General features: G+C 61.5%; 10 protein-coding genes and 1 riboswitch. Of the genes, 7 read left to right on the top strand and 3 right to left on the bottom strand.

Features of this window, described 5'->3' with window-relative positions; all coding sequences use genetic code 11:
• Window positions 1–82: 82 nt before the first annotated feature.
• Window positions 83–195: riboswitch (guanidine-I (ykkC/yxkD leader) on the top strand.
• 74 nt (window positions 196–269) lie between these two features.
• From GGD50_RS20875 to atzF, 7 genes are read left to right on the top strand one after another with little or no spacing between them, the layout of a single operon-like run.
• On the top strand, window positions 270–1343 hold the full coding sequence (locus tag GGD50_RS20875) for a putative urea ABC transporter substrate-binding protein (RefSeq protein WP_183939029.1): 1074 nt from the start codon (window positions 270–272) through the stop codon (window positions 1341–1343).
• Window positions 1344–1403: 60 nt separating this feature from the next.
• Window positions 1404–2222: an ABC transporter permease gene (locus tag GGD50_RS20870; RefSeq protein ID WP_183939027.1), complete on the top strand. Its 819-nt coding sequence runs from the start codon at window positions 1404–1406 to the stop codon at window positions 2220–2222.
• Window positions 2219–3040, top strand: coding sequence for an ABC transporter ATP-binding protein (locus GGD50_RS20865; RefSeq protein WP_183939025.1), 822 nt, complete (start codon window positions 2219–2221; stop codon window positions 3038–3040). Before GGD50_RS20870 ends, GGD50_RS20865 begins: the two co-directional genes overlap by 4 nt.
• Before the next feature lie 2 nt (window positions 3041–3042).
• Window positions 3043–3861 (top strand): urea amidolyase associated protein UAAP1, encoded by an 819-nt coding sequence (locus GGD50_RS20860; protein WP_183939023.1) that lies wholly within the window; start codon window positions 3043–3045, stop codon window positions 3859–3861.
• Window positions 3862–3878: 17 nt separating this feature from the next.
• Window positions 3879–4529 carry an urea amidolyase associated protein UAAP2 gene (locus GGD50_RS20855; RefSeq protein ID WP_183939021.1) on the top strand — a complete coding sequence of 217 codons (651 nt, stop codon included), beginning with the start codon at window positions 3879–3881 and terminating at the stop codon, window positions 4527–4529.
• Between the two features lies 1 nt (window position 4530).
• Entirely contained in the window at window positions 4531–8067 is a 3537-nt protein-coding gene (gene uca, locus GGD50_RS20850; protein WP_183939019.1) for an urea carboxylase, read from the top strand.
• Window positions 8067–9878 carry an allophanate hydrolase gene (atzF, locus tag GGD50_RS20845; RefSeq protein ID WP_183939017.1) on the top strand — a complete coding sequence of 604 codons (1812 nt, stop codon included), beginning with the start codon at window positions 8067–8069 and terminating at the stop codon, window positions 9876–9878. Before uca ends, atzF begins: the two co-directional genes overlap by 1 nt.
• 302 nt (window positions 9879–10180) lie before the next feature.
• Here the strand turns inward: atzF and GGD50_RS20840 are convergent, their stop codons facing one another.
• From GGD50_RS20840 to GGD50_RS20830, 3 genes are read right to left on the bottom strand one after another with little or no spacing between them, the layout of a single operon-like run.
• Window positions 10181–10918, bottom strand: a complete 738-nt coding sequence (locus tag GGD50_RS20840) for an ABC transporter ATP-binding protein (protein WP_343069986.1) — start codon at window positions 10916–10918, stop codon at window positions 10181–10183.
• 17 nt (window positions 10919–10935) lie between these two features.
• Window positions 10936–11772, bottom strand: coding sequence for an ABC transporter permease subunit (locus GGD50_RS20835; RefSeq protein ID WP_183939013.1), 837 nt, complete (start codon window positions 11770–11772; stop codon window positions 10936–10938).
• On the bottom strand, window positions 11772–12725 hold the full coding sequence (locus GGD50_RS20830) for a sulfonate ABC transporter substrate-binding protein (protein ID WP_183939011.1): 954 nt from the start codon (window positions 12723–12725) through the stop codon (window positions 11772–11774). Before GGD50_RS20830 ends, GGD50_RS20835 begins: the two co-directional genes overlap by 1 nt.
• Window positions 12726–13058: the final 333 nt, after the last annotated feature.

Genomic DNA, 13058 nt, shown 5'->3' with positions numbered 1-13058 from the left:
GATTTCGACATCAATCAATCGTCATGCAGTCAAATAAAAATCAATGAGTTACGATCTGGCACGGTGCTTGCTTCGTATCTGCCGAGTTGGTGGCTAGGGTTCCGGCGTCCGTTGAGGGCGTGACTGGTCCGAGAGCTACCACCGGCTGGGAGAGAAATCCCACCGGATGCACGGCGGGATAAAAGCCCGGGAGACCTCGTAAGCCAAGGGATTGGCGGTGCGATGGTCTTTGCCGATCCCTTTTTGAAAAAAGCAAAAGGGGAATTTCTATGCAGACTTTTTCGAAGATCCTTTCCGCAACGGCCCTTTCGGTCTCTCTGATTTTCGGCTTCGGCTCCGCGGCCAGCGCCGCGCCGAAAACCAGCTTCAAGGTCGCCTGGTCCATCTACGTCGGCTGGATGCCGTGGGGCTATGCGGCCGACCACGGCATCGTCAAGAAATGGGCCGACAAATACGGCATCAACATCGAGGTCACCCAGTTCAACGATTACGTCGAGTCGATGAACCAGTACACGGCCGGTGCCTTCGATGCCGTGACACTCACCAACATGGATGGCCTTTCGATCCCGGCTGCTGGCGGCGTCGATACGACGGCCGTCATCGTCGGCGATTTTTCGAACGGCAACGACGCCGTCATCCTCAAGGACAAGACGAGCCTTTCCGACATCAAGGGTCAGAACGTCAATCTTGTCGAATATTCCGTCTCCCACTATCTGCTCGCCCGCGCGCTCGACAGCATCAAGCTCAGCGAACGCGATGTGAAGGTGGTCAACACCTCCGATGCCGACATGGTCGCAGCCTACAAGACGCCCGACGTCTCCGCCGTCGTCACCTGGAATCCGCTGGTCTCGACCATTCTCGAAGAGCCCTCCGCCAAGAAGGTCTTCGACAGTTCGCAGGTGCCGGGCGAGATCATCGACCTGATGGCCGCCAACAGCAACGTCCTTAAGGACAATCCGGATTTCGGCAAGGCGCTGGCGGGTATCTGGTATGAAACGGCCGCGCTGTTGAGGGCGGACACGCCGGAAGGCAAGTCTGCCCGCGAGGCGATGGGAGCAGCATCGGGCACGGACCTGAAGGGCTTCGAGGCGCAGCTCGCCGCAACCAAGCTCTTCGACAAGCCTGCCGACGCGGTCGCCTTCACCGCCTCACCGAACCTGCCGAAGACGATGGATCTGGTGCGCAGCTTCCTGTTCCAGAAGGGTCTGCTCGGCAATGGCGCTCCTTCGGCGGATGTCATCGGGATCGAAATGCCCGACGGCAAGGTTCTCGGCGATAGCGCGAACGTCAAGCTGCGCTTCACGGAGACCTATATGAAGGCCGCGGCCGACGCTTCGCTCTGAGCGAGCTCTTCTCCGGCGGCGGCATCGCGCCGCCCCGTCCCTTCATCCGCGGAGCCTCCCATGCGTTGGATCAATACCAGGCCCAGCCCCGGCGCGCAGCTTGCCTTGACGCTGTTGCCTTTTGCACTGCTGATCGTCGCCTATGCCGTCGGCTCGGCCACGCGGCTTGCCGAAAACGCCAACGACAAACTGCTGCCCAATCTTGCCGGCTTTGCTGACGCCATCGACCGCATGGCCTTCATCGCCGACCCGCGCACCGGAGAATACCTGCTGTGGTCGGACACCTGGGCAAGCGTCGTGCGGCTCCTGTCGGGCCTCGGCCTATCCACGGCGATCGCGCTTTGCTTCGGCATGCTCATCGGCATGCTGCCCTATCTGAGAGCCTTGTTGTCGCCCTTCGTCGCCGTCATTTCAATGGTGCCGCCGCTCGCACTGCTGCCGATCCTGTTTATCGTCATGGGCCTTGGCGAGACCTCCAAGATCGCTCTTATCGTGATCGGCGTTGCGCCGACGATGATCCGCGATCTGGCGCTGAAGGCGCTGGAATTGCCGCGCGAGCAGATCGTCAAGGCCGAAACGCTTGGCGGCTCCTCGTGGCAGATCGCACTTCGTGTCGTGTTGCCGCAGATCCTGCCGCGCCTGATTACCTGCCTGAGACTTCAGCTCGGGCCGGCCTGGCTGTTCCTAATCGCCGCCGAGGCGATCTCGTCCGATTCCGGCCTCGGCTACCGCATCTTTCTCGTCCGCCGATATCTGTCGATGGACGTGATCTTTCCCTACGTCGTCTGGATCACGCTGCTTGCCGTGCTCATGAACTATCTTCTCGATCGTCTCCGCATCGTCGTCTTTCCCTGGTCCGAACTGGAGAAGCAGGCATGAGCGAGCTGAGGATAGAAAAGATCTGGAAGGAATATGGCGACCAGATCGTGCTCGAGGATGTGTCCCTGACGGTCCCCTCCCGCGCCTTCGTCGCCTTGGTCGGTCCATCCGGCTGCGGCAAGTCCACCTTTCTGCGCATGCTGTTGGGGCAGGAGCAACCGACGAGAGGCACGATTTCTCTCGACGGCGCGGCGCTGCCGTCTGAGCCGGGCGCCGACCGCGGCGTGGTTTTCCAACGCTATTCGGTCTTCCCGCACCTGACCGCCCTCGGCAACGTGCTGCTTGGCAAGGAGTTCGCCGGCTCGCGCTACAAAGCCAAGCTTTTTGGCGCCGCGCGCCGAAATGCGACCGACGAGGCGCGACAACTCCTGGCAGACGTCGGCCTTGCCGGCGACGAGGACAAATATCCGGCACAGCTTTCCGGGGGTATGCAGCAACGCCTCGCGCTGGCGCAGGCGCTCATCATGCGGCCCAAGGTGCTGCTGCTCGACGAGCCTTTCGGCGCACTCGATCCCGGCATTCGCGCCGAAATCCACACGCTGATGAAGCGTTTGTGGCACGAGACGCAGATGACCGTCGTCATGGTGACGCACGACATGCGCGAAGCCTTCACACTCGCCACCCGGGTTGTCGCCTTCGAACGCCGCCGCGACCGGCCGGAAGAAAAGGAGCGCTACGGCGCAACGATCACCAAGGACATTTCCATCTGGCCGCCGCGTATCGCCGGCGCCGCCTCGATCTTCAGCCCCGACCGGGACGGCCCGTTCGCTTCAAAGGGGCACCGCCGGGACGACCTGGCACCGTCGGGAGACATTTAGCCATGCAGCACGTCAGACGTTCGCCGGAAGAAATCGCCGCCAATCGCGCCCGTTACGAGGACCACCAAAGGAAGGGCCTGGAATTTGCGCCCAAGGCCTTGCCGACACCGAGCCCGCTTCCCGCCCCGCCGATCGATGCCACGCTGATCGTCCATCAGGAGATCATACCGGGCGGCTGGTACTGGTCGACACGCATCAAGCGCGGCGAGACGCTACGCGTCGCCCAGGAACAGGGCTTCTCGACCGTGTCACTCGTTGCGTGGAGCGCCGTCGACACGAGCGAGCGGCTGAATCTGCCTGACACAGTGAAGATGCAATGGACTACCGCCCTTTCGAAAGGGCGAGTGATCTTCTCCGACATGGGCCGCGTGATGTTCTCCATCACGGAGGATTCTTCCGGTGCTCATGACTGCCTGATGGGTGGTTCCACCGCCGCTTCGAACCTGGCGAAATACGGCGAAGGCACCCGCAACAGCCGCGACAATTTCATCAAACTTGCGACCAAGGCTGGATTGGACAAGCGCGATATTCCCGCCGCGCTCGCACTTTTTGCTCCCGTTCGTGTCGACGCGAACGGCAAGTTCGCATGGAAGTCGGAGCTGCCGCATGAGGGCGATTATGTCGAGCTGCGCGCCGAGATGGAGATGATCATGGGCTTTTCCAATTGCCCGCATCCGCTCGATCCGAGCCCCGTCTACGCACCGAAGCCGGTAACCGTGACCCGACTGTCCGTCCGGCCCGTCGCCGACGACGACCTGTGCCGCACCGCCACTGCCGAGGCTGTGCGCGGCTTCGAGAACAACGCATCCGCCACCCTTTGATCCAGGGAGAGACGATCATGATCGATTTCATCCAGACCGCCTCTTTCCGCACGCTCGAAAACGCCGTGCAGGATCACTTCATTGCCGCCGAAGCACCATTCTCGACGGTGATCCGCAAGGGTCAGACGTTGCGCATCGAAGACAGCTACGGCCAGCAGGCCATCGACACGCTGTTCTACAATGCCGAAGATTATTCGGAACGCTATTCCAGCCAGGACACCATGCGCGAGCAGGGTGCGGCCTATGTCACGACGGGCACCGGTATCATCTCCAACGAAGGCCGCATCATGTTGACGATGACGGCCGACAGTTGCGGACGCCACGATACGTCTGCCGGCGCGTGCTCCTGCGAAAGCAATACGGTGCGCTTCGGCCACGGCACCAAATATCTCCATGCCTGCCGGGACAATTTCGTTCTCGAGGTCGCAAAGCATGGCATGGGCAAGAGCGATGTCGTGCCCAATATTAACTTCTTCATGAACGTGCCGATCGAGCCTACCGGCAAGATGACGATCGTCGACGGCATCTCCGCGCCGGGCGATTATGTCGAGCTGAAGGCCGAGATGGACGTGCTGCTCGTCATCTCCAATTGCCCGCAGATTAACAATCCCTGCAATGGATTCGATCCGACGCCGATCCGCGTTCTCGTCTGGGACGGTGAGGCTTGAGATGTTCAAGAAGGTATTGATTGCCAATCGCGGCGAAATCGCAGTCCGGATCATCCAAACGCTGAAACGCATGGGCATTGCCTCCGTCGTCGTCTATTCGGACGCCGATCGCTTTGCCAAGGCATCGCTGATGGCTGACGAGGCTGTCAGGCTCGGCCCAGCACATGCCTCCGAAAGCTATCTCAATATCGATGCCGTCATTGCGGCTTGCAAGGCAACGGGCGCCGAAGCCGTACATCCCGGCTACGGGTTCCTTTCTGAAAACATTGGCTTTGCCGAGCGACTGGCGAAGGAGGGCATCGTCTTCATCGGTCCGACGCCAGATAATATCGCCGCTTTCGGGCTCAAGCACACGGCCCGTGAACTGGCGCACGCAAGCGGCGTCCCGCTGCTGTCGGGCAGCGGTCTTGTCGAGACGGGCGAGACGGCGCTCGCGGCAGCTACCGAAATCGGCTATCCGGTCATGCTGAAATCGACAGCCGGCGGCGGCGGCATCGGCATGCAGCTTTGCGAGGATGCCGATAGTGTTAAGACCGCCTTTGAAAGTGTGCAGCGCACAGCCAAGGCAAGCTTCGGCGATGCTCGCGTCTATCTCGAACGCTTCGTTTCCAAGGCCCGACATGTCGAGGTCCAAATCTTTGGTGACGGCAAAGGCCGCGTGATCGCGCTCGGCGAGCGCGACTGCTCGCTGCAACGCCGGAACCAGAAAGTGATCGAGGAGACACCTGCACCCGGTCTTTCGCCTCGGATGCGGGAGCGCCTACATGCGGCAGCCGTGGCGCTTGGCGCTTGCGCGCGCTATCAATCCGCCGGGACCGTGGAGTTCATCTACGATCCTGCCCGTGAGGAATTCTATTTCCTCGAGGTCAATACCCGCCTCCAGGTCGAGCACCCGGTCACAGAGGCCGTCTATGGTATCGACCTTGTCGAATGGATGATCCGCCAAGCCGCCGGCGAGGATGTAATCTCCGGCAACGAGAGCCTCGTTCCGAAGGGAGCGGCGATCGAAGCCCGCCTCTATGCCGAGACGCCGCATGCCGGCTTCCGGCCCAGCGCCGGTCTGCTGACCGAAGTCGTCTTTCCCGCAGGCACGCGTGTCGACGGCTGGATCGAGACCGGCACCGAGGTCACCCCCTACTACGATCCGATGCTTGCCAAGGTGATCGTGACGGCCGAGAACCGGCCGGCAGCGATCGAGAAGCTGAAGCGCGCACTGGCGGAAAGCTCCATCGCCGGCATCGAGACCAATCTGGAATACCTCAAGGCCATAGCCAGCTCCGAGCTGCTGGCGAGCGGCGATGTGGCGACGACAGCGCTCAGGGATTTTCCATTCGTGTCCGATGTGATCGAGGTGGTGACGCCGGGCGCGCAGTCGAGCATTCAGGAATTACCCGGCCGGCTCGGCCTCTGGCATGTCGGCGTGCCACCGAGTGGCCCGATGGACGAGCGCTCGTTTCGCCATGCAAACAGGCTCGTCGGCAATGCCGATGAGACCGCGGCGCTGGAACTCACTGTTTCCGGCCCGGTGCTCAAGATCTTCTCCGACATCACCATCGCGCTTGCAGGCGCCCGCATGCCGATGAGCCTCGACGGCTTGCCCCTGCCGCATGGCGAAGCCATCAACGCCAGGGCGGGACAAACACTTGCCATCGGTGCGATTGAGGGGCCGGGGCAGCGCTCCTATCTCGCCGTTGCCGGCGGGTTCTCTGCGCCGGTCATGCTCGGTTCCAGGGCGACCTTTGGCCTCGGACGGTTCGGAGGCCATGCGACCGGCACGCTCCAGACTGGCCATGTCCTGAGGCTGGCACGCACCGAGCAGCGACAGACAGAACCGGCAGGCCCGCCCGCTCCTCTGACCCGCAACTGGGTGATCGGCGTCCTCTATGGTCCGCATGGCGCGCCGGACTTCTTTCTCGAAGACGATATCGAGACGTTGTTCTCGACCGAATACGAGGTACACTTCAATAGCGCCCGCACCGGCGTGCGTCTGATTGGCCCCGCGCCGAAATGGGCGCGCAGCGACGGAGGCGAAGCTGGCCTTCATCCCTCCAACCTGCATGACAATGCCTATGCGATCGGCGCGATCGACTTCACAGGCGACATGCCGATCATTCTCGGCCCCGACGGTCCGAGCCTCGGCGGATTCGTCTGCCCGGCCGTCATCGCTGGCGATGAACAATGGAAAATGGGCCAGTTCAAACCCGGCGACAAGGTCCGGTTTCATCCGACCGAACGTGCCGAAGACCCGATTGCGGGACCGAGGCTGCAGCGCCTCGGCAATGCAGCGGGGTCGGCGATCGTCGGCCAGCGCCGAGAAGGACCCGTGCCCGTCGTCTATCGTCGCCAGGGCGACGACAATCTGCTGGTCGAATATGGAGCGATGACGCTCGATATCGCGCTGCGCCTGCGGGTGCAGTTGCTGATGCAGGCGATCGTCGACGCCCACTTGCCGGGCATCATCGATCTGACGCCCGGCATCCGCTCGCTGCAAATCCACTATAACGGCACCGCGCTTACCCGTAATCGCCTGCTGGGACTGCTGGCCGAAATCGAGGCGAGCCTGCCTGCTGCGCAGCAGGTCAAGGTGCCGAGCCGCATCGTGCACCTGCCGCTGTCCTGGAACGACCCGGATGCCGAGCTTGCCATGCGCAAATATCAGGAACTGGTGCGCCCGAACGCGCCCTGGTGCCCATCCAACATCGAGTTCATCCGCCGTATCAACGGCCTGCCGGATGAACAGGCGGTGCGCGATATCGTCTTTAATGCCAGCTATCTGGTGCTTGGCCTCGGCGACGTCTATCTCGGCGCGCCGGTCGCAACCCCGGTCGACCCGCGCCACCGGCTGGTGACGACTAAATACAATCCCGCTCGCACCTGGACGCCGGAAAATGCCGTCGGCATCGGCGGCGCCTATATGTGCATTTACGGCATGGAGGGGCCGGGCGGCTACCAGCTCTTCGGTCGCACCATACAGGTCTGGAACAGTTGGCGACCGACAGCGGTTTTCGCCAAAGATAAGCCGTGGCTACTCGACTTCTTCGATCAGATCCGCTTCTTCCCTGTCAGTCATGAAGAGCTGAGCGAAGCCCGTGCCGCCTTCCCGCATGGGGGCTATCCGGTCAAGATAGAGGAAACCGAGTTCTCATACGCCGCCTATGAAGCCGAGCTTGCTCGTGAGGTCGCCGCCATAGGCGCCTTCAAATCGAGACAGCAGGCAGCTTTCGAAGCAGAGCGGCAACGCTGGAAAGAGCTCGGTCTCGACAGCTTCACCGTCGACGAAGGCTCCGGCGCCGGCTTTGCCGGCGACATACCGGAGGGGTGCTTCGGCATCGAAAGCGCCGTGCCCGGCAATGTCTGGAAAATACTCGTCCAAGAAGGCCAGCCGGTGGCAGCCGGCGATACATTGGCCATAATCGAATCCATGAAGATGGAAATCAACGTAACCGCACACGCCGCCGGACGCGTCCGCGATCTGCGCGCCGGCCCTGGGCGCAATGTCAAAGCCGGCGATGTGCTGGTCATTCTGGAGGAAATCTGATGCTTCCCACCATTCTCGATCTTGCCTCGCTGAGACAGGCCTATACGGCCGGCCTGTCGCCGCTCAAGGTGATGGAAGAGATCATCGCGAGATGCAGGGCATCGGACGATCCGGCCATCTTCATCACGACAACACCCGAGGACGAATTGCGAGCTGCGGCACGCGAGCTGGTGGAGCGTGCCCCTGAGCCGAACAGCCTGCCGCTCTGGGGCATTCCCTTCGCAGTCAAGGACAATATCGACGTTGCAGGCTTGCCGACAACGGCCGCCTGCCCGGCCTTTTCCTATCACCCGCAGGCGGACGCAACGACGGTCGCGCGGTTGCGGGCTGCCGGCGCCATCGTCATCGGCAAGACCAATCTTGATCAGTTCGCGACCGGGCTGAACGGCACGCGCTCACCGCATGGCGCGCCGCGTTCGGTATTTAACAGCAACTACGTTTCCGGCGGCTCCAGCTCGGGTTCGGCCGTCGCTGTCGCATCTGGTCTGGCAAGCTTTTCACTCGGCACCGACACGGCCGGTTCAGGGCGCGTCCCGGCCGCCTTCAACAATCTCGTCGGCATCAAGCCGACGCCGGGGCTGGTGCCCAATGTCGGCGTGGTGCCGGCCTGCCGCAGTGTCGACGTCGTCACCATCTTTGCCGCGACAGTCGGCGATGGCATTGCCATCCGCAGGATCATGGAAGGCTACGACACCCGCGATCCGTTCTCACGGCAAGCCGTCCCCGCAAGCCTGCCGTCGACAGGTCCGCGCATCGGCATTCTCGGCGGTGCGGAACGGGAATTCTACGGCAACAAGGATGTGGAAGCTCTCTATGACGCGGCAATCGAGCGGGCACGATCATTCGGCGCGGTAATCGTGCCTTTCGACTATGCCCCGTTTCGGCTGGCGGCTGAACTGCTCTACAACGGCCCCTGGGTTGCCGAGCGGCTGGCGGCGGTCAAGGAGTTCCTGGCGACGAATGGCGGCGATTTCGACCCGACGGTGCGCGCCATTATCGAAGGGGCAAAAGCCTACGATGCCGTCGACGCCTTCGAGGGCCGGTACAAGCTGGAAGCATTGCGGCAGAAAACCAAGGCCGAGTGGGAGAAGGTCGATTTCCTGATGCTGCCGACGTCGCCCACCACCTACACCGTCAAAGAAATGCAGGCGGACCCAATCGTCAAGAACAGCCACTTCGGCCGCTATACCAACTTTGCCAACCTGCTCGATTGCGCGGCGATCGCCATTCCCGCCGGTTTTGACGCCAACGACCATTTGCCAGCGGGTGTGATGCTCGTCGGACCCGCCTTCACCGACGATGCGTTGGCCCCGTTCGCCGACGCCATGCATCGGGCGCTGAACGCCGGAATGGGCAAGGACCGCAAAGCCGTGCTGCCGGAGGCAAGCCGTGTCGCTCCCATGGCTGACGAATTTGTTCCGATCGTGGTTGTCGGCGCGCACCTGACGGATATGCCGCTGAACCATGAGCTGACGCGACCGGGCGGATATAGAGTGAAAACCGCGCGGACGGACGGCAGCTATCGGCTCTTCGCTCTCCCCGGCACGATCCCGCCCAAGCCGGGGCTGGTGCGCGATCCGGGCTTTGCGGGCAATGGCGTGGAAGTAGAAGTCTGGGCACTGCCACCTGCGGCATTCGCCCGTTTCGTCCAGAATATTCCGGCGCCGCTTGGCGTGGGCAAGATCACGCTCGACGACGGAACCTGCGTCACAGGTTTTCTCTGCGAGGTCCACGCCATAACGGGGGCCCGAGAGATCACCGAGTTCGGCGGCTGGCGCAACTATATTCGCGCCGCCGGCCCGGCTGCTTGAGCAAGAGAACCACGAGATGAAAAACCTCTGGTCGAAGGCAGTTCAGCTCGTTCTCCAAGGTCTGATTGCCAGAACGGACGCTATCGGCAGCCTTCAAGGCCGCCGCAACAGATTCACGCCGCAGATTCCTGACAAGGCGGCGTGCGAAAGAGGCGCAGAAACCGCGCCTCTTTGACCTTCTCCACCAGGCCGGCCCAGTGGCGCTCGGTCAGATGCGGGTGCCATTGCGGCTTGAAAGCAGGGCAATGACCAGCCTCCATTTGGGCCGGCCAGGATAAGAGACGCTGTTGCCACGCGTCCTCTTACACCGCCTCCAGAATACGTCGTTGCAAACCGACAGCCCTGGAATCGGCAAGCTCGCGTCGCGGACGATCGAGATCAATGTCTATATCGAGGGCAATTGAGCCTTGATGGAGAACGACGACACGATCTGCAAGCGCAACAGCCTCAGCAACATCATGTGTGATCAGAACGGTAGTGAAACCGCGGTCTGCCCAGATAGTCTCAAGTAGGCGATGCATGTCGATGCGGGTTAAGGCATCGAGCGCACCGAAGGGTTCGTCGAGCAAGAGTATCTGCGGTCGGCTGACCAAAGCGCGTGCAAGCGCCACGCGCTGCCGCTGGCCGCCAGACAGTACAGTCGGCCAATCCTCCTCGCGCTCCTGCAGACCAACGTCAGCCAGGACGGCTCGCGCGGTCTCCTGCCAGTTCGATCCTCGCGCGATGCCGACATTCTCGATAACGCGCTGCCATGGAACGAGACGAGCTTCCTGGAAAAGCAGGCGCACCTCCGGATGAAGCCGATCGACCTTTTCTCCGGCGATCGTTACAGCGCCGCTATTTGGTGCATCAAGCCCCGCAATCAGGCGCATCAGCGTCGACTTGCCGCCGCCAGACCGCCCTACGACGGCCAGAAACTGGCCGGCCGGGACTTCGAGATTAAAGTTGCTCAACACGTCAAGCTTGCCGAAGGATTTTTTGACGCGCGTCAGCGCGATCGGCAAGCCGCCCTCCGCCGCATCATCGACATTTGTCGCCACTGATATCTCGACCGCACTCATCGCTTCGCACCATCCGGTGTCTGATAGGCGGAATGCCAGACAAGGACACGGCGCTCTATCGCCCGGGTCGCCATGTCGGCGAACTTGCCGAGCAGGGCATAGATGATGATGCCGAGCAGCACGACATCCGTCTGAAAGAACTCCCGTGCATTCATCGTCATGAAGCCGATGCCGCTGGTTGCCGAGATCGTTTCGGCGACGATCAAGGTCAGCCACATAAAACCGAGCGCATAGCGCAGGCCGACGAGGATAGAAGGCAGCGCGCCCGGAAGGATGATGCGCTGGATAAGAGCCTTGCGGTCGAGGCCGTAGACGGATGCCATCTCGACCAGTTGCGGATCGATGGTACGGACCCCGTGGAAGGTGTTGATATAGATCGGGAAGAAAACGCCGGTCGCGACGAGAAATATCTTCGCTCCCTCGTCTATGCCGAACCAGAGGATGACGAGCGGGATGAGCGCGAGGTGCGGAATGTTGCGCAGCATCTGCAACGTGCTGTCGAGAAAGGTCTCGGCCGGCTTCCAAAGTCCGTTCAACACACCGGCGACGAAACCCAACCCTCCGCCGATCACAAGCCCGATAAAGGCGCGCTGTGTCGAAGCAAGCGTATGATGGAGGAGCGAGCCATCAAGCAGCAAACGCCAGAATGCGGCGGCAATCTTCGTCGGCGCCGGCATCAGGCGGGCATTGACAAGGCCCGTGCTTGCCGCGATCTCCCAGGCAATCAGCAGCACGATCGGAAGCGCAAAGGGCGCAAGTGCGCTCCCTAACTCCTTGAAATCGATCCTGCGGCGTTCGCCGGCGGGATGGCCGGCCACCGACGTCTCCACCATCATGCACCGCCTTTGCGCACGACATCCGCAATGGAAATCTTGTTCGGGATGAGACCGAGCCCGAAGAAGGTGTCCGCGATTGCCTGCTGCTGCGTCACCACCGCCGCATCGAGCGCCTTGACGCCATAGGACTGGCGCTTCAGCGCGATGGCGAGAACATCCTCCGGAATACCAACGGACGGGGCAAGCTCTGCCGCTGCAGCCGACGTATTCGCCTTCGCCCACTCGTCGATTTCACCAACCGCCTCAAGAACTATATCGACGGCCTGCGAATGATCGACGACGAAATTCTTGGTGCTGAGGTAGAATTGATGGTTCGGCACGATGCCTTCGCCATTACGCAGTTCGCGCGCTTCGATCGCCACCTCTGCAGCCGCCTGGAAAGGATCCCATATCACCCATGCATCCACTGCACCGCGCTCAAAAGCGGCGCGTGCGTCAGCCGGCGGCAGAAACGACGTCTTGATGTCGCTGTATTTGAGACCGGCCTCCTCGAGCGCTTTGACGAGAAGGAAGTGAACGTTCGAGCCCTTGTTGAGGACCACGGTCTTGCCCTTGAGTTCGGCGACCGATTTGATCGAGCTATCCTTGGGCACGAGAATGGCTTCGCCCAACGGGGCCGGCGGTTCATGGGCCACATAAACGACAGGAGCGCCGGCGGCCTGAGCGAAGATCGGTGGCGTCTCTCCGGTGGTGCCGAAATCGATAGCGCCGACATTCAACGCCTCGAGAAGCTGCGGGCCAGCCGGAAATTCCTTCCAGCTTACCGTGTAGCCGATCTTGGCGAGCTTCTGCTCCAGCAGGCCCTTTCCCTTCAGCAATACGAGCGTGCCGTATTTCTGAAACCCGATGCGAACGACCTTTTCCGCCGCCAGGGCCGGAGCGATTTTCAGAAGCGGCAGTGTCAGGGATCCCGCCACCAAGGCTGAAAACTTACGTCTTGAAAACTCCATGTGTACCCCTCGCAAGCAAATGACAAACGTTATCTGCATATATTTTATGGAGTTTATGGGCTATTCGAGGCTCTTCATTCTAACCTTGCCCGTTAGCATAGTTTTTTCTGCTAAGTCCGCGCCGATATGTGCACAAGCGCCCCCAAGGCACGATCACGAACCGCCTGCGAACAGGCAAACGTCGAGCTAGATACATCCCGGCTGGCCGTACAACCGGCGGCCGGCGATCAAACGCGAACTAGTTCAACGTTTTCGTGGTTCGAATCCTATCAGGCGGCGTCGGCGAGTTTATAGGACCATGTGTGGATGACGGGATGGCGATTGACGTCGTCG

It is taken from the genome of Martinezella paranaensis, from assembly GCF_014200235.1.
Taxonomy (GTDB): Bacteria; Pseudomonadota; Alphaproteobacteria; order Rhizobiales; family Rhizobiaceae; genus Rhizobium; species Rhizobium paranaense.
The sequence above is the reverse complement of the archived record's forward strand: the minus strand, read 5'-3'. Positions and strand labels throughout refer to the sequence as shown.

Coding starts and splice junctions, on each gene's coding strand:
- GGD50_RS20875 (WP_183939029.1), top strand. CDS start 270: ATGCAGACTTTTTCGAAGATCCTTTCCGCAACGGCCCTTTCGGTCTCT.
- GGD50_RS20870 (WP_183939027.1), top strand. CDS start 1,404: ATGCGTTGGATCAATACCAGGCCCAGCCCCGGCGCGCAGCTTGCCTTG.
- GGD50_RS20865 (WP_183939025.1), top strand. CDS start 2,219: ATGAGCGAGCTGAGGATAGAAAAGATCTGGAAGGAATATGGCGACCAG.
- GGD50_RS20860 (WP_183939023.1), top strand. CDS start 3,043: ATGCAGCACGTCAGACGTTCGCCGGAAGAAATCGCCGCCAATCGCGCC.
- GGD50_RS20855 (WP_183939021.1), top strand. CDS start 3,879: ATGATCGATTTCATCCAGACCGCCTCTTTCCGCACGCTCGAAAACGCC.
- uca (WP_183939019.1), top strand. CDS start 4,531: ATGTTCAAGAAGGTATTGATTGCCAATCGCGGCGAAATCGCAGTCCGG.
- atzF (WP_183939017.1), top strand. CDS start 8,067: ATGCTTCCCACCATTCTCGATCTTGCCTCGCTGAGACAGGCCTATACG.
- GGD50_RS20835 (WP_183939013.1), bottom strand. CDS start 11,772: ATGGTGGAGACGTCGGTGGCCGGCCATCCCGCCGGCGAACGCCGCAGG.
- GGD50_RS20830 (WP_183939011.1), bottom strand. CDS start 12,725: ATGGAGTTTTCAAGACGTAAGTTTTCAGCCTTGGTGGCGGGATCCCTG.